The organism is Mesorhizobium sp. M0633, assembly GCF_040320645.1.
Lineage (GTDB): Bacteria > Pseudomonadota > Alphaproteobacteria > Rhizobiales > Rhizobiaceae > Mesorhizobium.
Window position 1 is genome coordinate 1 of sequence record NZ_JAMYQC010000058.1, and the last position, 22,219, is coordinate 22,219.

A 22,219-nucleotide genomic window follows, 5' to 3' on the forward strand; every position below is an offset into this window, starting at 1 on the left:
AAGGCTCCGCGCCTCCGCCGGTGGCTCAACCCGCGCCAAGAGGCGTAACAGAAACGGCCAAGGCTCTAATCGCCACTGGATGATAGTTCAGTGGCAGGTCACAGGCCATAGGGATAGGCCTTTACAAACGGCGGCCGCGCGGGCTGGCCTCAACACCGAGGCAAGCTCCGAGAGCGGAGAAATCTATCGCCAGATACCTTGCTCCGAGGTGGCGGCACTACTGTGGAATATCGAGCCCGCATGTTTCATAAGAGTTAGAAATTTGCCATCATGGCTGCTCTATGCTGTTGACCGACATATCCTAACACCACAGCGTCTCGGCACCAGCAATCGCCGTTCATTCTATTTCCCTCATGGAGCCGCTAGAAAGCTTGGCTGTCGGCTGCCTCGTCAGTTTTGAACCATTTGCCAGCGCCGGTATGGAAAGCGTTGCGGGCCCGCACACTTGAGAAGAGGTCAATGGCGGGAAAGGTAAGGAATTGATTGCTCTAGTTTGCGAGCAGGGTCTGTCGGTCGCTCGATCAAAAGCGTGATCTGGGGTGGAAGCCCTCCGGCATGCAACTGGAAGACACGCTCGTCCAGTTCCTTGTCTGCTTCGGTGAGACGATGGTTCATGCGAAGGTAGTCTGTCCAGGTCGGCGTGCGGAATGTCTCTGTCCACTGCATAGGCTTCTGAAGGTTGAGCTGGAGCGTCCAATGCCGTGCACCGACGCGGCTGTGTACATGCCGGCGCTGGCGCATGAGATCGAGGAAAGCCTCAAGTTTTTTTTCCGGTATCAGATATTCGATCTTGACCACGATCGGGCCGCTTCTCGGCTTCAAACTGAGAGCGACAGCTGGGGCGTCGAATTCCTCCAAAGGATCGGGCTCGGACTCGCGGCGCTCGCGAAGAGGAAACAGAACGCCGGCTGCAGCAACGAGCAGCAGGGCCGCAGCGGAACCCTCTAGCGCCCAGGTCAGCGAATGGTTCTGGGAAACCGTGCCCCATACCCAGCTGCCGGCCGCGATGCCGCCGTCTATCAATGCGTAGTAGATCGAGATTGTGCGCCCCCCGACCCAGCGCGGGCTCGCCAGCTGCACGCTCACGCCAACCCCCGACCAGGCGGTGACCCAACCGGCGCCGCCCAGGGCGAGTGCAATTGCCGCCACAGCGATCGAAGAGGTCAGAGCCAGGGAGAGGGAGCACGCCGCGCAGGCGAGGCAGGAGAGCCTCATCAGCCTTTCTTGCGACAAGCTCCGTCTGAACAGGCTGTTGGAGAGGCCGGCGAAGACGGCACCGGTCCCGAAGCCAGCCATGAGCGCGCCATAGGCGAGCGGACCTCCTCCCAGCTGGTCGCGGACAACCACCGGCAGCAGCGCGAGTATGGCGATGCTCGCCAAGCCAAAGAGGGTTCCGCGCGCGATCGCTGCCTTGATTTCCGATGACATCGCCGTGAAGCGCAGTCCGTCATAGATCGCCGTCCTCATCGACTCGCGTGGAAGAGGGGACGAGCGAACCTTCCACTTGCAGCGCCATATGGTGGCCAAGGGCACCAAATAGGTGAGGGTGGTCACGGTAAAAGCGGCCAAAAGCCCGAATGAGGCAACCACCATGCCGCCGAGCGCCGGGCCCACGGTCCGTACGGTGTTGAAGCCAACGGAAAGCAGGGTAACGGCAGCGGGAACATCGCGCCGGTCCACCATATCGCCAACCGACGCCTGCCAGGCGGGATCGTTGAGAGCGCCGCCGCATGCGATCAAGAAGCTGAAGCCGAGAATCATCCATGGGTCGAGAAAGCCCAGCGCCACGGACGCGGTCAGCATCGCGGACGCAATCACCATAAGGCAGCGGCCGGCGAACATGACCCGGCGCCGGCTGAAATTGTCGGCGATGGCCCCGGCGAACACGGATAGAATGAAGGCGGGCAGCGTCGATGACGCCGGCACCAGCGCAACCATCAGATCGGAAGTCGAGATCGTCGCCATCAGCCAGCTGATGGCAACGGTCTGCATCAACCACCCGAGGCTGGAAACTTGCGTGGCGAGCCAGATCGAGCGAAAGGTCGGCTGCATGAGTGGCGCAAAGGTCGTTGGCGAAATTACATCCGCATCTGCGCCAGTCACTTCGCTCATTGCTTAAAGCAACGCCTTCTGGCTACTCAGTATCGTTGACTCGCGTGTACGAAAGTCTATCAGTTTTCGGCGTTGATTCAGCCAAGAGTAAGTGACGGTCCAGAGTTCGAAAAGGAGGCGCGCTGTCTCGATCGCGCGCGTTGGCAGGCCTTCGCCGACGACCCTAGTTATGCCCCCATGCCCTTGGTCGATGAGCGCCACGCCCTCTGCGCCAGCGTCTTCTTGGCGGCACGACACTCCGCTTTTTTTCCGGTCTTCAACGATCTTGAACATCAGATGGCTCCCAATTCCCTACCAACATTCGTGAAGGCCTCGACGGTACGGTCGACATCCGTACTCGAATGTGCGGCAGACATCTGCGTGCGGATGCGCGCCTGATCCTTTGGTACTATGGGAAAGGAGAAGCTGATCACATAGATGCCGAGTTGGAGCATCTTCTCAGCGATCTGCTGCGCGAGAGTCGCATCGCCTAATATCAAAGGGATGATCGGATGGTCCGCGCCAGACAGCACGAAGCCGGCCCTGGACATCTTCGAGCGGAAGCGGTCGGCATTGGCAAAGAGCTTTTCGCGTAGCACATCACCATGCTCGATCAGATCGAACACCTTCAGCGACGCCCCTGCAATGGCGGGCATCAGCGTATTGGAGAAGAGGTATGGCCGCGAGCGTTGGCGAAGCCAGTCGATGACTTCGCGCTTGCCTGCCGTGTAGCCGCCCGAGGCGCCACCGAGCGCCTTGCCCAGCGTGCCGGTGATGATGTCTATGCGGCCCTCGACGCCGCAATGCTCCGCCGAGCCGCGCCCATGCCTGCCGACGAAGCCGACCGCATGGCTGTCGTCGACCATGACCATGGCGCTATATTTCTCCGCTAAGTCGCAAACCCCGCCAAGATTGGCGATGATGCCGTCCATCGAAAACACGCCATCGGTCGCGATCAGTTTGAAACGACTGCCTTCGGCCTTCTTCAGCTCTTCTTCCAGTGCTTCCATGTCATTGTTGGCATAGCGGAAGCGCCTGGCCTTCGAAAGCCGTACGCCGTCAATGATCGAGGCGTGGTTCAGCGCGTCGGAAATGATAGCGTCTTCCTCGCCGAGCAGCGTCTCGAACAAACCAGCATTGGCGTCAAAACAGGATGAGTAGAGGATTGCATCTTCCATCTTGAGGAATGAGGAAATGCGCGCCTCGAGTTGCTTGTGCTCTTCCTGAGTGCCGCAGATGAAGCGGACCGACGCCATCCCGTATCCATAGCGGTCGAGCGCAGCCTTAGCCGCGTCCCGCAGGTCTTGATTATCGGCGAGCCCGAGATAGTTGTTGGCACAAAAATTCAGGACCTTGCTGCCATCCGCGAGTTCGATCTCGGACAATTGCGCCGAGGTGATGATGCGCTCGGATTTGTACAGCCCCGCGGACTTCAAGCCGGCCAGTTCCGCCGACAAATGGGCAATGATAGCATTCTTCATCAGCAACTCCGCAGGAACGGAATGACGTAAGCCCTCACAAGAATTGATCGGTGAGGACTGGACGCTCATCATCGGGTGGTAGCGGCGGCCGATTCAGTCAATCGCGCGCGCGACGAGACGGGGCGGTCGCCTCGTTGAGGTAAGCGTCGTCGGTGCGGGACGAGAGCTCGGCGTCGCCGCAAGTTGCCGCACCCTCGCGCATCACGCTCGGCGGAGTCCCGCCGAAGCGCGCTTGCTCGACTTTCGGAGTTTGCGTGACGACAGCTCATCGTCGTCGTCACGAGCCCGCTCGACAAGTTGCTGTCGCATGGCTCATTTCAGCTCACGGATATTCCACGGCGGTCGACCATGACAGATCATCATGCTTTTGCCAGTAGAGATCCATCAGCCGGCGGGTGACGGGCCCGACCTGCCCATTAGCGATCGCAGCGTCGTCGATACGCGTCACGGGCATAATGCCGCCGGCAGTCGAGGTGATGAACACCTCGTCAGCCCCTTTGATCCCAGCACGACTGACATCAGCAGCCGTGGCGGACAACCCAATTTCGGCGCAAAGGTCGAACACAGTCCGGCGCGTGATGCCCGGCAACATCCCAAAAGCGGGTGTCGTCAAGCATCCGTCTTTTACAAAGAACACGTTGAAGCCGGGTCCCTCCGCGATGTGCCCGTTTGTGTCCAGGACCAGCGCGGTCTCCGCTCCCATGTCGTAGGCGTCGAAAAGGCCCTTCACCAGATCGAGCCAATGGTAGTTTTTGATCGCCGGATCGACCGATTTAGGTGGAATGCGGACCGTTTCGCTGATCGCGACGTGCAAGCCTCTTTCCAGCTGCGCCTTGTTGGCGACCGATCCAAAGGGGACCGCAAACGCGATGAAGCGGTTCTCCGCCTGACGGGGATCGCGGCTGAAGGTCGGCGAAGAACCGCGCGTGCAGATCATCTCCACGTACGCCGACTTATGCCCCGACAAAGCGACACAGACTGTGAGGATCGATTCGATTTTCTTGCGATCGTAGGGAAGCTTCATTCGAAGACGTTCAACCCCCCCCAAAAAACGATCAAGATGCAAATCCAACCGGAAGAACCTGCCATTCCAGACGTGCACTGTGTCATAAGTGGCGTCTGAGTGCAGGAAACCCCAATCGAGCACCGAGATCTTGGCTTGGGACATTGGCAGGTATTGCCCATCCATGAATGCTACCCCGTCCGGATAGCGCCGTCGATCAACGTGATGCTCGTCGACAGGCGGGAGCGCGGGTAGAGACGGTTCCATCGAGAGAGTCACTCTTTATTCCTCCAATCCACTTATCTAAGTAGGTTGCTCTGCGCCTAGACGAGCCTGATTGATGAGATGTGCTGGAAGCTTGCGATCGCGGAGCCGAAGCACTCTGAGTGCGACGCCTTCGAAATAACTTTGCCTCATGGCGCGTCTTCCTTTCTGGATTGGGTTCCCCCCTGTTCGCACGCTGATCGCTGCGAGCTATCGCTACGGCACCGGTAATATTGGCGCGGAAGGCGCGAGGTTGGACGCCAAATTCAGACGATCAGCGAGCCGCAACGGTCACTTGACGGATAAAAGTGAAATAATTCGATCAGGCAGACGCTTAACCCATCTGGTCTGGGTGGCCCTCTGGCGAGGTAAACGCAAAGGCGGCACGGGAGCGGTGGCTCATTGTGCTGAACTGCTGACACTTGCACTTCCCGCGACGATAGGCCCGTCACTATCGACTATGTCAACGCCTCGCTTTCCCGAGCGCGGCTCCCATGGTTCATCCAAGGTTCCACCTCCGGTGTCCAATCATAGGCCCCATCCGGCCATATAGCTCGTCATGAGCGCTCATTCAGGTTCAACGCGTAGCCGGAGAGCTCAGCTGTTCCCGCGACACGTCACCTGTTTCCGAGATTTTCAGCAACAAGCTTGTACGATGGTCAGTTACGCTCGCGGTCCGAACTTCTTTTTGATCCTTCTATGGGAATGCGTGACCGAGTAACCCTTGGTTGGAAAAATGATTAGCTTCACTCCGTAATCGGCGTGAGGACGGCCGAGTAGTTGCCCCTTGGCTGCGGACGCGAGCGCCTGCGTGCACTTTTGGGCGCCCCCCCGATTCCTGATCGGACGTGTATGTCACTACGACGATCTGCGTCGCGGCTGCGCTCGAAAGCGGGCCAATTTCGACCAACCGTATTCCGAGGACCTCTCGGTTGCAACCGTTCCCGCCCATCGCTCTGGACCCTTAGCTGCCGCCTCGAACTCCCTGCGATCGCGTTCGCCCACAGCTCTATAACCGAGGCTGACCGCCGTACGTGAAGCTTGTCTCGAGGCAGGTGGGATATACTTTTCGGGTGCAGCGGCGTCCCCGCGCATGCCCCTCCGCAACGCTCCTTCGGCGCCGGGCGAGCCGGTCTCTCCCGCGATGATCAATTCTGACGGAGCATCGGCTGCGCCCTCGAGATTGCATGGTCACCATGTGAAAAACTGTCTACGAAGCAACGGCCGCTTCGCAACGAGTCGCAGACTGACAGCAGCGCAACTCGCCGAAAGTTGTACTGTGTTCCGAGAGGTCGAACTGCCGTCGGGCGCGCTGAGGATGGTCAGCCATAGATCGCTTCGGCATATCCCAAGTTTATGGAATGCATATCCAGCCAGGTATTGATATTGGCAAATTCGGCATCTGCCTGGCCCGGGCTCGCAGGACAACTTTGATATCATCGTGAAGGGCAAGGGCTGCCATGCGGCAGAGCCGCATCGCACCATGGATCCCGCTATTATTGCAGCACAGATCGTCCTTGGTCTGCAAACCTTGGTATCGCGTAGAGCGGACCGTTGGAGCACTGGTGATTTCTGTCACAAGGTTGAATGCCGCACAAGCTTACAACATCATTCCCGTAACCCGCCATTTGATTTTAATGACGAGGCGTTGCCTCGCGGCATTGGCTACTGGGTGAAGCTGGTCGAGGCGGCTCTGACGATCTAAAGTGTCACAAGATTGAAGCGTGTGAAACGCGTGTCATTCTTCCAGCTGCGGCCGCAACGCTGCCATCTGCGTATGCGGATCGGGCCAGGAGACTGAAGGCACCACTGGGGAAATTAGTATAGAGGGGTTGCGGGAGCAGTCCGGTTTCGCCGCCAACGTTGTGCTGCTGATGCTCCCGATCTTTCGCTCGACTTGGTTGCCTTCAAACCGCCGGCCCCTGATCGTACTGTTGCTGCCAGCTCACGATGGATAAGCTCAATTTCGGTGCTCTGGCGCCTCTAAGTGCGATTGGGGACTGCCTCTAAGTCTACGTTACTCCGGCTCGCTGTGAATAGAGTTCAGCCATCGGTCGCCGGTCATATCGCCACGCTCACTGTCCCCAAGTTTGATCGTCCATCCCACACAGCCTCGTGTCTCACAAATCGCGAAGTGCTGATCGATTATCTGCGCGTCAACGGGGGCAGTGTCCTGCGCGGTGTGCGGCCTGCTGCTCGGTATGACGTCGATGCGGACTCTTGCATGATCAAGCACCTTGTCGAGCACGGCAGAAGCCTCTCTTATCTTGTCAGCTTTTCCCTTTTGAACACTCCGCCATGCGACGGCGGAGATTTCGCAACTCCATTCAGACCGCGCGGCGATGCATCCAAACGACGCGGCTTTGTGCCGCTCGCATTTCAGCAGTCGCCGTATTTTGACGCAAGTTCTCTCACCTAGTAGGTGATATCATTCCCAAGATGGCGCCGCCCATCAGGCGAGAAGAGAATCCTTTGATCGTGGTATCGACAAGACCAAACAACCGCGGGCTAACGCGTCAGTAGCTCAAAACCAGTAGCTCAAAAACGGGATCTGGACGATGACGATTTCTCGACGCAATCTCATCAAGGCGGGTTTGGCCGCCGGAACGGCTTTATCGATCCCTTCCGTCCTGCGGGCGCAGACGGCGGCAAGCGCGGGACGGACGGTCCGCATGGTGAAGGGAGACCTCCGCGTCTTCGATCCGATCTGGACGGCGACGAACATCACCGCCGACCACGGCGCGGCGATTTACGACACGCTGTTTGCGCTCGACTCGAAGTTCATGCCGCAGCCGCAAATGGTCGGGAAATGGGACGTCTCCGACGACAAGAAGACTTATACGTTCGAGCTGCGGGACGGCCTGCGCTGGCACAACGGTACCCCGGTCACCGCGGCAGACTGCGTCGCCTCGATCCGTCGCTGGGGCCAGGTGGCCCCCGGCGGACAGCTGATCATGGCGCACGCCAGCGACATCTCGAAGAAGGACGACAAGACTTTCACGATCGCGCTCAAGGAGCCATTGGGACTTCTGGTCGATCTCTTGGCGGACCTTACGCCGCCATGCCTGTTCATCATGCGCGCGCAGCACGCGAATCGGCCAGCAACCGAGCAGGTGACTACGACTATCGGATCGGGGCCGTTTAAGTTCAACGAAGCTCTTGCCAAGCCAGGCGCAAGCTACACTTATGATCGCAACGAAAAATATATACCGCGCAAGGAGCCGTCCGATGGATTGGCCGGCGGGAAGATCGTCAACGTCGATCGCGTCATCTGGGATGTTATCGCCGACCAGCAGACGGCGATGGCGGCCTTGCAAGCAGGTGAGGTCGATTACTTCGAGCTGCCGCCGGCCGATCTTTACTCTTTGATCGAGAGCGATCCCAACCTTGAACTTCAGATTCTGGACAAGGCGGGCCAGGACGCGCTCGTGCGCATGAATTTCCTGCAGCCGCCATTTGACAACGTCAAGGCGCGCCAAGCGATGCTTCACCTGATTGATCAGGAGGCGTTCATGCGCGTCATGGCCCCTGACCCAAAATATTCCAATAGCCTCACCTCGATCTTTGGAGACACTACGCCGGTTTCCAACGACGAAAATACGGGATGGTACAAGAAGGGCGGCCACCCGGAAAAAGCCAAGCAACTCTTCAAGGAGGCCGGATACGCCGGCGAGAAGGTCGTCATTCTCGATCCGACGGACTGGCACGAGGGTGACAATGCCTCGCAGCTACTAGCGGCAGCGCTACTGAAGATTGGGGTCAACGCTGAGCTCGCGTCGATGGACTGGGGTGCACTCTCCACGCGTCGGGCGAACAAAGGCCCCGTTGAGGACGGCGGCTGGAACGTGTTCATCACGACCGAGTCTGATTATTCGCTCGGCGATCCGCTCACAGACCCCCTCCTAACCGCGAGTGGCGACCAAGCTTGGTACGGCTGGCCGAAGAACGACGAATATGAGGTGCTGCGGGCCAAATGGGCAGATGTCGCAACACTCGAAGAGCGCAAGGCGCTTGCGCGCAAGATGCAACGAGTTTGGTGGGAGTTCGTCGGAGATGTGAGGTTGGGAAAATACATCTCGCCGATCGCGCGCCGCAAGACCCTCACGGGCCTCATCGGCGTGCCCGCGATCGTCCCGATGTGGAACATGCGGAAAGCCTCGGCCTGATGGCGGGGTATATCCTTCGCAGATTGGTTTCGACCATCGCCGTCATGGCGATGGTCGGAATCTTCGTTTTCCCTGCTGCTCAGGCTGGCACCCGGCGATCCTGCGGCGATGATCGCCGGCATCCGCGAACAGCCGGGCCTGAACGATCCTATGCCGATTCATTTCATGCGTTGGGTGCGGACATGCTCCGCGGCGATTTCGGCACCTCGATCTTGGCGGACGACCGGTTCTCGCAGCGTCTAGACTTAGACTAGTCTTACTGCGTCACAAGAGGCGATGATGAGGATGTACTCTGGCGCAGCAGGGACATCGTATCATTCTGCGAGCGAGAGCGACGGTGAGCTTTCGGCGCAGGGTCGCGATCCAGTTTGAGGTGTGTCGCTCGGGTCGAATGGGCGGTCTTGTCGGGTCTGGAAACCGGGGAACGGGAGGTTCCTCGCCGCTTTTGGGACGGGCAAGTGCTGAGGGGGGAATAGTCTCCCGTTCGGAGAGGAGGAAGCCGCAAGCCGCTATGCAGAGACTGGCGTGGTGGTGGAAGCCTCGCCAACCTCGGCCCTCGTAATGACCAAGACCCAGCTCCTGCTTGAGTTCGCGATAATCCCGTTCAATCCGCCACCGTAGCTTTGTCGTTGCGACGAGCTCACGCAGCGACATCGTTTCCGGGAGGGTGGAAAGCCAGTATTTGAGCGGTTCCTTGTCACCTTCGGGCCATTCCACGAGGAGCCATTCCTCGGCTCGTGGATGGCTGAGATTGTAGTCTCTCGACCCGGCTGATCGATCGTGGCACGGAAGGCGAGCGCGGTGGATCGGCCCGACGCCGGGCGCGCTCATCAGCCGCCGACAGACTTGCTCCTGGCGGGCGATATTGAGGACCTGCTTTGTTAGTCGCCCGAACTCGCGCAGCATCGTGGCCAGGATCGCCAGGAGCGGCTCGACCAGCGCCATGACAATATTGTCCGCGCCAATCAGCTCGCGCACGCGATCGGCGAAGGCTGCACGGCTTGGCGTGCCAAGCTTGATGCCGGCCTCCCGCAGAATCGACCTGACTACGTTCTCGATCGTCCGCATTTCATTGAGGACCGTGCGTCGTGCGACGAGGAGGGACCGCCAGAGCCGACACTGCTGACTCTTCACATGCCCTGTCGGTACCAGCCGGTGCGCATGATCTGCGCCAAGGCGCGGGCGTCATTGCGATCCGTCTTGTTCGGCATCGTCTTCATCGCTGCATTGGCCCGTCGGGTCTCAATGCAAATGGCCGGCAATCCTTCGGCGCGAATATCATCATAAAGCCAGGCCGCCAGAGAGCAGGCTTCGAGCCCGACGCGTTCCAGCGGCAGATCGACTTTCCGCAAGGCCTCATAAAGCGCCTCCGGCTCGCTCGCCGTCCGCCCTTCCTTCACAATCCGGCCGCTCTCGTCGATAACGCAGATAGCGGTCTCTTCCAAAGACACGTCCAGTCCGGCAAAATACTTCATGGCTGCTCCTTCCTGATGTTTGTGGCGATCTACATCGACCACGTTCTCACATCACGACAGGAGCAGCCGCCATCATTTCTGCTCGGGGCCGACCCCAATCACCCCATCTGTTGAGGAAGTCAGGCGCGCTCGCAGACGAAGCCTGAATCGTCGGCATTGTGGATGTAGAAGTGGCCGACGAGGCGACCCGCGGTGCCGATCATCGCCCATCCGCGATCGCAAGCGGGATCGCTTTCGTCGTGACCCTCCCACGAGAACTCCGCGCAGGCCGAGCCGTCTCGTGCGCCGTAGCGGACATCAAGGAAGCCTTTGAGGGCGCCGAAGCCGATCTCGCAGTCCGCCGCGCCTTTGAACGTCAGATGCGCCTCTTAGACGAGATCGAGGAAGCCGTTGTCCCAGACATCCATTTCGACGATACGCCAGCGACCGGCAAAGGCCTTGGCGATGGCTGGAATCTTGGCCATGTCAGTTGGTCCCAGCGATGAGCTTCGGCAGCCGCACCAGATTGTAGGCGGCGGCAGCGAAGGTGAAGCCCCATCCGACGCGGTCCCGGCCGCGGAACTTGGTTTGGCGCTGACCGGCGACCGTCTTGATCCAGCCGAACGCATGCGCTTGCGAATACGCTGACTGACGGCATAGCCGCTATGCCGGGTGGTGCGCCCGTCGATGGCCGAACTACGGCCGCTGGTGTTTTGCGCCACATGCGGCGTCACCTTCATCGAAGCAGTTCGTTGACGAAATCCTCCGCATCGTAGGCCTTGTCTGCGGCGAGCGTGATCGCTTGCGGCCGGTCGGCCCGGAGCTCGATCATGTGCAGCGCCGCCACCCGTTCGGCATGCCCGTCTGCCAGCGTCAGGCAAGCATCAACCACCAGGCCATGGCGGTTCTCCATCAGCCCATGTCCCATAAAGCAGAGCTTTGCCTCCTTGCCCCGCCCCTTGCGATAGAGCCTTGCGTCCGGATCGGTGGTCGAGACATGTGTCTCGTTCGAAGGTTCTGGCCATGGAAGTCTGCCTCCGTATTGCGCCCGCCGCCCTCTGCCGGCGGCTCGCCCGAGCCATCCTTCGGCGCTTCACCCGAGCCGTCCTTCGGCTTCACGCTCTTCATTGATGCCCAGGCCTCGATCAGCGTCCCGTCGACCGAGAAGTGATCCGTGGACAGCAGCTTCTTCACCTTGGGCTGCGCCAGCACCACGCTCAGGAACTTTGGGGCGATGTCGCCCTCCAGCAACCGGTCGCGGTTCTTGGAGAACACAGAATGATCCCAGGCCGCATCGTCCACGCCAACCCCGACGAACCAGCGGAACAGAAGGTCGTATTCCAGCCGCTCCATCAACAGCCGCTCCGAGCGGATCGAACAGAACGCCTGCAACAGCACTGCCCGCAGCAGCTTCTCCGGCGGGATCGATGGCCGTCCGATCGGCGAATACAGCGCCGCGAAGTCCCACTCCAGCGCCGACAGCGCCTCGCTCACGATTAACCGGATCGCCCGCAACGGATGATTGCGCCGCACCCGCGCCTCAAGGTCAACATAGCTGAACAGTTCGCCAGTTCGATCGTCGCCGCCGCGCACTCGTCACCTCCGAATCCCTTCGGAACCGAATCACCGCTGCGGTCCGGTGGCGAGTGCCTTTTTCAACAGGCTGCTATCCTTAATCGATCCCCGTACCCGGTACTGATATGACGATTTTGTCGGCACCAGTTGAATACGCCCAACGGGCCGCCTCCGCATATCTGACCTTCCCCGTCTGGCTAAGCGCCATCCGCTGGTTTTGACAGGCGGCGGCCTTTTGTCGCTCCTGGTCATTCTGGCACTCGCCGCCCCGGCACTCGCCGCCCCGCTTTACGCCGGCGATCCGGTGAACGTTCGGAAGCGGCAACTGGGCCAGGATGTGTTTGCGCGATCGATCTTCGGCGCCCGCATCTCACTCATGGTTGGGTTGCTCGGCGGGTGCGCGGCCATGGGCGGGCTCCTAATCCGCATCATCGCCGGCTACAACCGCAGCTTCGACAACGTCGTCATGCAGGACATGGACGGCCTGATTCGATCCCATCGCGACCCGCGGCCCGCCTGGCGAGGAAGATAGACTGGCAACGAGCCGCACATACGCAGGCCGCACCTCGAAGGCGGGCATGGTGGCCGGGGTATTCAGGTGGCACAGAGGTACTCCGTGAAGAAGTCCGTAAGGTCCACTTTTTTGCAAGTGCTTTTTTCGCCAGTATCGGCTTTGCACGAGTATTCATTTCAAACGCGCCCAGTTTGCGTGGTCCGCATTGCAGCAGCCAGCACATTTTGGCGCAAATTTTCCTCTCTTAGGTTCTATCAAACAATAGTTGTTACCCCTCGTGTCGGAAAATTGTTGAAAGGACGATAGGGGAATCGAACACAAGAGCATCCCTCGTCCGGAACCCTATATCTCGGGCGCCATTCCTTGAAGAGGTTCCCATGAGCTACCGCGTCCTCACTGGCGAGATCGAACACGAGGCAAACACGTTCAACAAGCTACCGACCACGCTCGAACAATTCCGGGCCCGCACCTTGCTGGTGGGCGACGAGATTCCGCTGGCGCGTCGGCGCACTCGCACGGTGCTGGGCGCGGCGTTCGAGGCCGCGGAGAAATTCGGCTGGACACTCTCTCATCCGCTCGTCGCTAGCGCCAACCCTGGGGGCATGGTAACTAAAGAAACATTCGAGCAACTCTGCGCCTGGTTCCTTGGAGGCGCCCAGGCCTGTGATGGCGCACTCATCAACCTGCACGGTGCAATGGTCGCCGAGGGATGCGAGGACCCGGAAGGCGAGATCCTTGCCCGGCTGCGGGCCCTGCTCGGGCCCGATGCGCCGATCGTCGCCACGCTCGACCTGCACGCCAACGTCACGGCGAAGATGGCGGCAAACGCCTCAGCGCTGATCGCCGTTCGCACGTATCCTCATATAGACTACTATGAACGCGCCTGGCAGGGGGCTGAACTGCTCGACCGCGCCCTGCGCGGTGAAATTCGTCCCCGCACTGTCGTCGCCAAGCGCCCGATGCTGTCCGGACTCGATGGCGGGCGCACTCAGGTGGGCCCGATGCGCAAACTGATTGATCGCGGCGAGGCGCTGGAGGCCTCCGGAAAGGCGCTCGTGGTCAGCGTCTGCGCCGGATTCGATCTTAGCGACATTTACGATGTCGGGCCCAGCGTCACCGTTACTGCCGATGGCAATACCACGGAGGCGCAGCGTATCGCTGAGGATTTTATGGATTACGCCTGGGAGACGCGTGAGTTTATTTCTTCCCCTTGGACAGCCGCCAGCGTCGCCCAGGCGGTGGAATGCGCCAAGTCCGGCGAGGCACATGCGGATAAACCTCTGGTGCTAGCTGATAATAGCGATAATACCGGGGGCGGCGCTTATGGCGACGCGACGAACCTACTGCGCAGGATGATTGAAGCGGACCTCCAGAACGCAGCCTTCCATGCGATCTTCGATCCGGCAGCCGTGCAGGCTGGCATCGCCATCGGCGTCGGCAACAAGGGGCGCATCGTGCTCGGCGGCAGGCAGGCTCCCGAGATGGGTGGGGGCCCGCTGGATCTCGAAGCGCAGATTGTCTCCATCACCGATGGCGAGTTTCGGTGCCACGGACCTATGGGCGGAGGAGCATGGCGCAATTACGGCCCGAGCTTAATGCTACGTGTAGGCGGCATCGAAGTTGCGGTGATATCGCGGAATGGCCAGGCGACCGACCTCGCCCAGCTCACCTCCCTGGGGATTGACCCGCTTCACTGCGCGACCCTAGCACTGAAGTCGTCTCATCATTTCCGCGCGGCGTTCGAACCTGTCGCTCGCGAGGTGATCATGGTCGACGGGGGCGGGATGTTGGGGGCAGCACTCCCGTCAAGATACCGCCATGTCCGCCGTCCAATCTGGCCACTTGACGACATCAAACTCTAGGATGCGTGCCAATTAAGCTGTCCAGGCCGGAGGATTCTGTCAGAAAACTGCGCTACGTGCGCAGTTTCACAGCGAGCGAGAGAAAATATCGATGGACATGGTCGAATTCGAAGGGCGGCGCTATTTGGACGGCCGCGCGTCCGATCCAAACGAACTCCACTGGATGCGCGGCGCGCCGCCACCGACCGACAGGCGCATCACTTTCGAGAGCGACGAATTCCTCGATTTCCCGCAGCTCCGCTGGTCGCTTTCGCATATGCGCGAGCTTGTGCCGACCGTCAACGTGTGGCGTGGGCAAGGCAGACCCACGCTGCTCGACCGCGGTGAGAATACAGGCGACATCGACGCGCTCACTTTTGCCGACGCGAACGGGCGCGTACACCGTTTCGATGAGGCGCTCTACGAGACCTATACGGACGGGATCGTGGTGCTGCATCGTGGGCGCATCGTCTACGAGCGCTATTTCGGTGCGCTTGAGGCGCGCCTGCCGCATGCCCTGCACTCGGTTACGAAGTCATATGCCGGTACGCTCGCCGCAGCGCTCGTACATGAAGGCATACTCGACGACGCCAAGGCGCTCGTGCAGTATTTGCCGGAGCTGCGCGGCAGTGCGTTCGAGGACGCAACGTTGCGTCAGGTTATGAATATGCAGACAGGCCTAGACTACGGCGAGGTCTACGAAGACAAAGGCTCGAGTTTCTGGGCGCATGCACTGGCCTGCGGCTGGCGGCCTAGGCCAGCTGGCTACAGCGGGCCCCGGACTTTGTGCGATTACGTGCGCACCATCCGCAAGAAGGGCGAGCACGGAGAATTCGTTGACTACAAGACTGTGAACACCGATGCGCTGGCCTGGGTCATGAGCCGGGTGACAGGGCGATCGTTCGAGCAGCTGCTACATGAACGCCTGTGGGGGCCACTTGGCTGCGAAGAGGACGGATACCTCTTCGTCGATCCCGCCGGCACGGCGATGGCTGGCGCCGGCCTCTCGGCAACCGCACGCGACTTGGCGCGCTTCGGCGAGCTCATGCGACGCCAAGGCGAATGGAACGGGAAACAGCTGATTCCTTCTTCAGTTATAGAGGGAGTGCAACACGGCGACGCGCCATCCAAATTCCCCCCTGGGGTGGATGCTCAAGGTTATGCGTATCGCAGCCAATGGTGGGTCACGCATGACGAGCTTGATGCGTTCCTAGGCAGAGGTATGCACGGCCAGCTGCTATATATTGCGCCGAAGGTGGAGATGGTGGTAGCGCGCTTGGCGTCTCACCCAGTCGCGCCAAGCACCGGCAATATCCCGATCACTCTCCCGATGATGCTGAAACTGGGACGGACGCTGTCCGCATTTGGCTGCGGTTGACGACGTTGGCGGCGGCATGAATGCGATCTGCTTCGATGCGGACAGCAAAATGACGGGCGCCGTGTGCTGGAATGCCGACGGCACGCCGGTCGGTCTCGGTGGCTGGATGACGCGGCGTGGACTGGGATCCAGACTAGACTAAGCGCGGAGCAGAATCCGGTTGTCTTTTGGCTGCCCGGCAGCACCGCATCGCGAATCGTCGCAAGCTGTCATCGGCGAATTACACTTCAAAGCGGTTCGTCGGTCCTCCTCAATAGGGGAGGCCAAGGTGCGGTTCAAATGGTGCAGCAATGTGAGCAACGTTCGGACGTTGATGCGAGCCAACGATTTCGATGCGCCGTGTTCTTCCGCACGCCACGGCAACGTCGGTCACCAAGCGCCGAATTGAACGGCGGCGTCCGTCAGGTCGAACAACGAAGGCCGGACCGCGCGCAGAACGGGACGACACGAGCTCCAGACGCTGACGCGCAAGGCCGTGACGCGGGTGGATCACCGTCAAAGGAGACACCACCCGGTCGCGAATGGCGGCGGCCTCTGAAATTTGGTTCGCCGAAGACCTCACCCCATTCGGCAAAGCCGGGTTGGAGATGAGGATCATGGCGCCTTTTCGTAACGGGCGTTGACGAGTTGGAACAAGAGATTGCCCCGCCGCGCACGACCTAGAGATAGCCGATTTCGTCGACGACTAGCAGCGGGGCGCGGAACAGATAGCGGATACGTTCGCACAGTTGTCCCTCTCGTTCGGCTTTGAGGCCGGCGAGCGTGGAGAAGTAGTCGCTCTTTCCGGCTTTTACAGCCTCGACGGCTTCGGCTTCCGCGAAGAATTGGACGAGGCGGCTCGCCCGAGGAGGAGGCCGTCATCGTCGCCTCCGGCGCTATATGCTGCCGCTCGATGATTGCCTCTATGCGTGCAGCCGACAAGCAGCTGACGCGTTTGTCATTGGATGGCTTACGTGCAGCGCCATGGCATCGGCCGCCTGCCGGATGGTGAGGGTGACAAGCCGGCGAAGCGGATCCAAGAGCTAGCCGATCGGCTACTTCCCGGCTCAACCAAGTCGTTCGGCGGATCAACGCCTGTATCGCGGCCTGTAGGGCAGTAGAATACATAGACGACTGTCGGAATCCGCCGGGTCAAATCTTCTTTCGCGATCGATGGGCCGCGGCTTTTTGCGATACGGCAGCTTTTCCCAATGCGGGTGGTTAGTGCTCCACTGTCGCAGACGAACGGGCACACAGCGAGGGGCCCGCGTCCAAATGTGTTCAGCGGCGATCCTGCCTGTCCCACCATCGGCAAGACACCATGAGGAAGTACTGGATCGGGATCCCGATCAGTTCATCTGGCCGCCAAGAATATCAACATCTGGCTCACGGGAGAGGATAAGTAGAATATCCCCCGTGGCATTAGCGATAAGGACGACACTCCCGCGCTCCGACCACCAGCGTTGCTCCCGAATGCCGTGCATGGCTTGATCCAGCCCGGGTCCGAGGCCAAGGTGAATCTCGATCCAGGCGTTCGAGATCACGTTTGGAGCTTAATGGCGGAAGCTCATGGCTTAACGCGTCGTGCGGCTTCCTGGGTGTGCGAGACGCGCCGCCATTGCGTTCCCAAGAGCGCCAAAACATTTCAGGCCACGCGGCTTTGTGCAGCTCGCATTTCAGCAGTCGTCGCATTTTGAGGCAAATTCTCTCATCCAAGTGATAGCATTCCAGAATACCGCAGCCCAAGTCACGACAAGCGAGTGCTTCGATCGTGCATGGCAGACCCAATAAGGGCGGATTAACCGCGCCAGTGGCTCAAAAAGGGGAACTGAAAGATGACGATTTCTCGACGCAATCTCTTCAAGGCGGGTATTGCCGCCGGAGCGGCTTTATCGATCCCTTCCGTCCTGCGGGCACAGACATCACCAAACGCCGACCGGACGGTCCGCATGGTGAAGGCAGGCAGCATACCGAGCGTACTCGATCCCGTTCTTACCACTTCTGGCAACACCTCCGACCATGCGTACGCGATCTACGACACCCTGTTCGCGCTCGATTCTAAGTTTATGCCGCAGCCGCAGATGGTGGGAAAGTGGAGCGCCTCGGATGACAAGAAGACTTACATCTTTGAGCTCCGCGATGGCCTGGGCTGGCACGACGGCGCACCTGTTACAGCGGCGGATTGTGTGGCCTCAATCCGGCGTTGGGCCCAAATAAAGCCTGGAGGCCGCTTTATGATGACGCGGGTCCAGGATATCTCGAAGAAGGACGATAAGACTTTCACCATCGCGCTCAAGGAACCTCTGGGGCTTCTTCCCAATGTCCTGGCGCAGTTCCTCTACGTCATGCGCGAGAAGGATGCGGATAAGCCGGCAACGGAAGCAGTGGCCGCCAACATCGGATCGGGACCGTTCAAGTTCAATGAAGCTCTCGCCAGGCCGGGCGCCAGCTTCACTTACGACCGCAATGATAAATATGTACCACGCCAGGAGCCGTCCGACGGATTGGCCGGTGGCAAGATCGTCAAGGTCGACCGCGTGATCTGGGACAATATTGGAGATCCGCAGACCGCTATCGCAGCCCTGCAGGCGGGTGAGATTGATTTTTATGAGACGCCGCCCGCCGATCTCTTCCCAACCATTGAAGGCGATCCAAACCTTGAGCTCCAGGTTCTCTACAAGTATGGCCAGGATTTTTTCCTGCGCATCAATTGCTTGCAAAAGCCGTTCGATAATGTAAAGGCGCGACAAGCAGTGCTTCACCTGGTCGATCAAGAAGCGTTCTTGCGAGTGATTTCCCAAGACCCGAAATACACGAATACCGTCACGTCATTTTTTGGCAGCGGTAATCCCGTATCTAATGACGAAAACGCCGGATGGTTGAAACAGGGAGGCGACCCGGAGAAGGCAAAGCAGCTCTTCAAGGAGGCAGGATATGCTGGCGAAAAAGTCGTCATTCTTCAGCCGACGGACTGGGCAGACGGCAGCAACACTTCGCAAATTTTAGCAGATGCTCTGCGTAAGATCGGGGTTAATTCCGAGCTTGCCCCGAGCGACTGGAACGGGCTTGCCGCACGCCGATCAAATAAGGGCCCCATCGAGGATGGGGGCTGGAGCGTCTTTATAACAAGCGACGCCGACTTCGCTCGCGGCGATCCGATCACTACATCCCATCTCGCGCTGAATGGCGAGAAAGCATGGTACGGCTGGCCACAGAGCGATGAGTATGAGGCCCTTCGTGCCAAATGGGTCGATGTCGAGACGGTGGATGAGCGCAAGGCTCTGGCCCGCAAGATGCAGCGAATAGGGTGGAATTATGTGCCTGAGGTTCTGCTGGGCCAATATACGGCGCCAATCGCACGCCGTAAGACGCTCACCGGCCTCATCGGCATGCCGGATGTCATCCCGATGTGGAACATGGAAAAAGCCTGAGCGATGGCTGGTTACATCCTTCGCAGAATTGTTTCGACCATCGCCGTCATGACGATGGTCGGGATCTTCGTTTTCCTGCTGCTCAGGCTGGCGCCGGGCGACCCTGCGGCGATGATCGCCGGCAAGTCGGCCACGGCGGACGAAGCTATTCCTGAGCTAAATCTTGTCGCACTGATAGGCGTGCCGTCTTCACGGGATGCTGGTCACGGCTCGCCCGCGATCATGCTCCATTGAGCTCAAAACCGAGATGACCGAATGGAATTGGCAATTGCCGTCATGACAGAGCTTCCAAAGGATTTCCCGGATTTCGGGTTGACGCCTGATCAGCGCCGCGAAGCGGTGCTCAGCCACTATTACGAACGGCCCGGCATGGACGGCGCGCGCGGCGAGATCTGGTGCTACAGCGACCGTTTTTCCTACGGGCCGGGCGAGACAGTGCGGCTGCAGGTGAGTTCGACCGTACCTTCCTTTTCCATGGAAATCGTGCGCGACGGCGCGGACGAAACCAAGATTCTGGAAAAGTGTGGCCTTGCCTCCCGCTGGCAGGACACGCCCGATCAGTGCTCCGTGGAAGGCTGCGGCTGGGATACCTCGCTGGAGTTCGGTGTTGGAGAGAACTGGCCTTCAGGCGCCTATCGGATTCGGCTTACGGCGGAATGCCGCAACGGCACGCCGATTCAGTGCTACCATCTTTTCATCGTGCTGCCTCGGTCCGGCAGGAAGCAGGGCCGCATCCTGCAGGTGGCGGCGACCGGCACATGGCTCGCCTACAACACCTGGGGCGGTTCCAACCACTATGAAGGCATCACCGGGCCGAACCGCGATCTCTATTCCCCGGTTGTCTCAACGCAGCGGCCATGGTGCCGCGGCTTCATTGTGCTGCCACCCGAAGCGCCACGCGTGCCGCTGGAGGTGGCGATGCCGCCCATGGCCGAGCCACGCCGTCCGCACCAGGAATGGGCCTACGCCTCGGGCCATTCCAAGAAATATGCCTCCGCCGGATGGGCGAGCTACGACAGCCATTTCTTCCGCTTCGCCGAGCGCGCCGGTTACGATGTCGATCTTGCCAGTCAGCACGAGTTGCACTTCTCGCCGGAGATCCTGCTCGACTATGACTGCGCCGTGTTCGTCGGCCACGACGAGTATTGGACTTGGGAAATGCGCGACGCGGTCGACGCCTTTGTTGATCAGGGCGGCCATGTCGCGCGTTTCGCGGGCAACTTCATGTGGCAGGCCAGGCTGGAGGAGGAGGGTCGCCGGCAGGTCTGCTATAAATATCGCGCCCGCGCAGAAGATCCGGCCTACAGGTCAGGCGACGTGCGCCGCGCGACTAATTCCTGGGAAGCGCCGGAGATCGCTCGGCCCGGCGTAATGACTTTCGGTCTCAACGCCACCAATGGTCTCTATGCCGGCTGGGCCGACCGCGCGCCTCGCGGCGTACGAGGCTTTCCGGTCTATCGGCCGGACCACTGGGCCTTCGCCGGGACCGGGCTTTTTTACGGCGACGTGCTCGGCGCCGAGAGCCACATTTATGGCTATGAGGTGGACGGGTTGGACTACGAAATCCGCAACGGGCTGCCCTACCCTTCGCCTACGAGTGGCGCGGCGAGTGGACTCGAAGTCCTTGCTGTCGGGATCGCCAACCTCGGTGACTACGACGGCCCTTTTGTCGCCGAGACGCTGTTCGGCGATGCGAGTGACGCCAATCTCGAAAAGGTCAAACGTTCCAACGGGATGATCGTCAATTTCAAGCGCGGCGAGGGTGAGGTGTTCCATGCCGGGAGCTGCGAATGGGTGGCTGGCCTTCTGAGAAAGGACGCCATGGTCGAACGGGTGACCTGCAACGTGCTTAATCGCTATCTCGGCCGCAGGTAGGAAATATGTGCGGCGGTTTCCGATACAAAAACCGCGATGCCGGTTCTCTTCCCTGCCTCGTCTCCCGGGCCAGCCCGCCGTAAGCGGAATGTTGGTGCGGGTCGTGAAAGAGCGGCGATCGATTGTGAGGTGGATTTGCTCGACAATATAAGAGAGCATTCATCCAATCGGGGCCAACCGGGATCCCGTCAAATGAAAAGCTAACCGCCTTACCCGGCGCTTGCTGATGGGAACCTGCCATAATGTGCAGAGCTCTCAGACAGTATGCCGTGCCATAAAGGATGCCTCATCTGCAAGATATGCGGGTAATAGATGGCTCCTGCGCCCGCCTTTGCTGGCCAATCAGTGTCTCTGCATAGACCGCCCAGCGTTGCTCCCCAGTCGGCGTACGGCTTGATAGCCCCCGGATCCCGAGGGCAATGCGAATCTCGATCCAGGGATAGTGTCCTGAAGGTTCTGCAAAAAGTTTTGGAGAGAGAACGGCGCCTGCTCTGAGGGGCGAGCGGCCATGGCACGGTGGTGACGTTGCGATCACCGATTCCCGTGGAAGGGGAAGTGCCATGACCAATCGAGACGTTAGACTGAGCAGAGGCGAGTTGAAAGCGTTGCTGCTGTCGGATGAGGACGGCTTTCGCCAAGCATTGCAGGGTGTCGTGCAGGAGGCTCTGGAAGCCGAGATGACGGAGGCGATCGGGGCCGAGAAAGGCGAGCGGACGGCGGAGCGGACGAGTTACCGGTCCGGGTATTACGAGCGCAAGCTGGTGACGCGGGTCGGGGTGCTGGAACTTCGCGTTCCGCAGGATCGGACGGGCCGGTTCTCGACGGAGTTGTTTGAGCGCTACCAGCGTTCGGAGAAGGCCTTGGTGTCGGCGCTGGTCGAGATGTACGTACAAGGCGTCTCGACCCGCAAGGTGAAGGCGGTGACGGAGGAACTGTGCGGGCATTCTTTCTCGGCCTCGACGGTGAGCGAGGCGACGATGCGGCTGGATGAGGCGCTCAAGGCGCTCTTCACGCGGCGGCTTGAGGAAAGCTATCCGTATCTCATCTTGGACGCGCGCTACGAGCGGGCTCGCGAGGCGGGCGTGATCGCCAGCCAGGCGGTGCTGGTGGCGATCGGCGTGGATTGGGAGGGCCGGCGCCAGGTTCTGGGCGTGGAGCTGGCCAACC

General features: G+C 60.1%; 12 protein-coding genes and 7 pseudogenes. 10 read left to right on the plus strand and 9 right to left on the minus strand.

Annotated elements, in window-relative coordinates; genetic code table 11:
* Positions 1–456: 456 nt before the first annotated feature.
* From NKI47_RS33030 to NKI47_RS33045, 4 genes are all read right to left on the minus strand, one after another.
* A complete protein-coding gene (locus NKI47_RS33030; RefSeq protein ID WP_502898117.1) occupies positions 457–2,112 on the minus strand; it encodes an MFS transporter in 1,656 nt (551 codons plus the stop codon).
* A 3-nt stretch (positions 2,113–2,115) separates the two neighbouring features.
* Positions 2,116–2,385 carry a hypothetical protein gene (locus NKI47_RS33035; RefSeq protein WP_352595666.1) on the minus strand — a complete coding sequence of 90 codons (270 nt, stop codon included), beginning with the start codon at positions 2,383–2,385 and terminating at the stop codon, positions 2,116–2,118.
* Entirely contained in the window at positions 2,385–3,572 is a 1,188-nt protein-coding gene (locus NKI47_RS33040) for a glycine C-acetyltransferase (protein WP_352595669.1), read from the minus strand. Before NKI47_RS33040 ends, NKI47_RS33035 begins: the two co-directional genes overlap by 1 nt.
* A gap of 322 nt (positions 3,573–3,894) precedes the next feature.
* Positions 3,895–4,842: an aminotransferase class IV gene (locus tag NKI47_RS33045; protein WP_352595698.1), complete on the minus strand. Its 948-nt coding sequence runs from the start codon at positions 4,840–4,842 to the stop codon at positions 3,895–3,897.
* 1,438 nt (positions 4,843–6,280) lie between these two features.
* On the opposite strand from NKI47_RS33045, the gene NKI47_RS33050 reads away from it, so the two are divergent.
* From NKI47_RS33050 to NKI47_RS33060, 3 genes and pseudogenes are all read left to right on the plus strand, one after another.
* Positions 6,281–6,544, plus strand: coding sequence for a hypothetical protein (locus NKI47_RS33050; RefSeq protein ID WP_352595672.1), 264 nt, complete (start codon positions 6,281–6,283; stop codon positions 6,542–6,544).
* 853 nt (positions 6,545–7,397) lie between these two features.
* Positions 7,398–9,005: an ABC transporter substrate-binding protein gene (locus NKI47_RS33055; protein ID WP_352595675.1), complete on the plus strand. Its 1,608-nt coding sequence runs from the start codon at positions 7,398–7,400 to the stop codon at positions 9,003–9,005.
* A pseudogene (locus NKI47_RS33060) lies at positions 9,005–9,250 on the plus strand (ABC transporter permease); the annotation flags it as partial. The gene NKI47_RS33055 and the pseudogene NKI47_RS33060, both read left to right, overlap by 1 nt.
* Before the next feature lie 19 nt (positions 9,251–9,269).
* On the opposite strand, the pseudogene NKI47_RS33065 reads toward NKI47_RS33060, so the two are convergent.
* From NKI47_RS33065 to NKI47_RS33080, 4 pseudogenes are all read right to left on the minus strand, one after another.
* A pseudogene (locus NKI47_RS33065) lies at positions 9,270–9,767 on the minus strand (transposase); the annotation flags it as partial.
* Positions 9,767–10,480, minus strand: a pseudogene (locus NKI47_RS33070) (IS110 family RNA-guided transposase); the annotation flags it as partial. The pseudogenes NKI47_RS33065 and NKI47_RS33070, both read right to left, overlap by 1 nt.
* Positions 10,481–10,599: 119 nt before the next feature.
* A pseudogene (locus tag NKI47_RS33075) lies at positions 10,600–10,944 on the minus strand (hypothetical protein).
* A gap of 1 nt (position 10,945) precedes the next feature.
* Positions 10,946–12,052, minus strand: a pseudogene (locus NKI47_RS33080) (IS5 family transposase).
* A 217-nt stretch (positions 12,053–12,269) separates the two neighbouring features.
* On the opposite strand from NKI47_RS33080, the gene NKI47_RS33085 reads away from it, so the two are divergent.
* From NKI47_RS33085 to NKI47_RS33095, 3 genes are all read left to right on the plus strand, one after another.
* Complete coding sequence (locus NKI47_RS33085) at positions 12,270–12,566, plus strand: hypothetical protein (protein WP_352595678.1); 297 nt, start codon at positions 12,270–12,272, stop codon at positions 12,564–12,566.
* A 359-nt stretch (positions 12,567–12,925) separates the two neighbouring features.
* Positions 12,926–14,410, plus strand: a complete 1,485-nt coding sequence (locus NKI47_RS33090; RefSeq protein WP_352595681.1) for a M81 family metallopeptidase — start codon at positions 12,926–12,928, stop codon at positions 14,408–14,410.
* 91 nt (positions 14,411–14,501) lie between these two features.
* The gene (locus tag NKI47_RS33095) at positions 14,502–15,767 is read left to right on the plus strand and encodes a serine hydrolase domain-containing protein (protein ID WP_352595684.1); all 1,266 of its coding nucleotides are present in this window, start codon (positions 14,502–14,504) and stop codon (positions 15,765–15,767) included.
* 542 nt (positions 15,768–16,309) lie between these two features.
* On the opposite strand, the pseudogene NKI47_RS33100 reads toward NKI47_RS33095, so the two are convergent.
* Positions 16,310–16,585, minus strand: a pseudogene (locus tag NKI47_RS33100) (ATP-binding protein); the annotation flags it as partial.
* Positions 16,586–17,581: 996 nt separating this feature from the next.
* On the opposite strand from NKI47_RS33100, the gene NKI47_RS33105 reads away from it, so the two are divergent.
* The 4 genes and pseudogenes from NKI47_RS33105 to NKI47_RS33120 all read left to right on the plus strand — a co-directional run.
* Positions 17,582–19,177 carry an ABC transporter substrate-binding protein gene (locus NKI47_RS33105; protein WP_352595687.1) on the plus strand — a complete coding sequence of 532 codons (1,596 nt, stop codon included), beginning with the start codon at positions 17,582–17,584 and terminating at the stop codon, positions 19,175–19,177.
* Between the two features lie 3 nt (positions 19,178–19,180).
* Positions 19,181–19,312, plus strand: a pseudogene (locus tag NKI47_RS33110) (ABC transporter permease); the annotation flags it as partial.
* A 141-nt stretch (positions 19,313–19,453) separates the two neighbouring features.
* Positions 19,454–21,052, plus strand: a complete 1,599-nt coding sequence (locus tag NKI47_RS33115; RefSeq protein ID WP_352595690.1) for a N,N-dimethylformamidase beta subunit family domain-containing protein — start codon at positions 19,454–19,456, stop codon at positions 21,050–21,052.
* 560 nt (positions 21,053–21,612) lie between these two features.
* On the plus strand, positions 21,613–22,219 hold a 607-nt coding region (locus NKI47_RS33120; RefSeq protein WP_352595693.1), incomplete at its 3' end, for an IS256 family transposase.

Excerpts from the sequence above, each read along its gene's own strand:
- NKI47_RS33030 (WP_502898117.1), bottom strand. The coding sequence starts at position 2,112 with ATGAGCGAAGTGACTGGCGCAGATGCGGATGTAATTTCGCCAACGACC.
- NKI47_RS33035 (WP_352595666.1), bottom strand. The coding sequence starts at position 2,385 with ATGTTCAAGATCGTTGAAGACCGGAAAAAAAGCGGAGTGTCGTGCCGC.
- NKI47_RS33040 (WP_352595669.1), bottom strand. The coding sequence starts at position 3,572 with ATGAAGAATGCTATCATTGCCCATTTGTCGGCGGAACTGGCCGGCTTG.
- NKI47_RS33045 (WP_352595698.1), bottom strand. The coding sequence starts at position 4,842 with ATGGAACCGTCTCTACCCGCGCTCCCGCCTGTCGACGAGCATCACGTT.
- NKI47_RS33055 (WP_352595675.1), top strand. The coding sequence starts at position 7,398 with ATGACGATTTCTCGACGCAATCTCATCAAGGCGGGTTTGGCCGCCGGA.
- NKI47_RS33090 (WP_352595681.1), top strand. The coding sequence starts at position 12,926 with ATGAGCTACCGCGTCCTCACTGGCGAGATCGAACACGAGGCAAACACG.
- NKI47_RS33095 (WP_352595684.1), top strand. The coding sequence starts at position 14,502 with ATGGACATGGTCGAATTCGAAGGGCGGCGCTATTTGGACGGCCGCGCG.
- NKI47_RS33105 (WP_352595687.1), top strand. The coding sequence starts at position 17,582 with ATGACGATTTCTCGACGCAATCTCTTCAAGGCGGGTATTGCCGCCGGA.
- NKI47_RS33115 (WP_352595690.1), top strand. The coding sequence starts at position 19,454 with ATGACAGAGCTTCCAAAGGATTTCCCGGATTTCGGGTTGACGCCTGAT.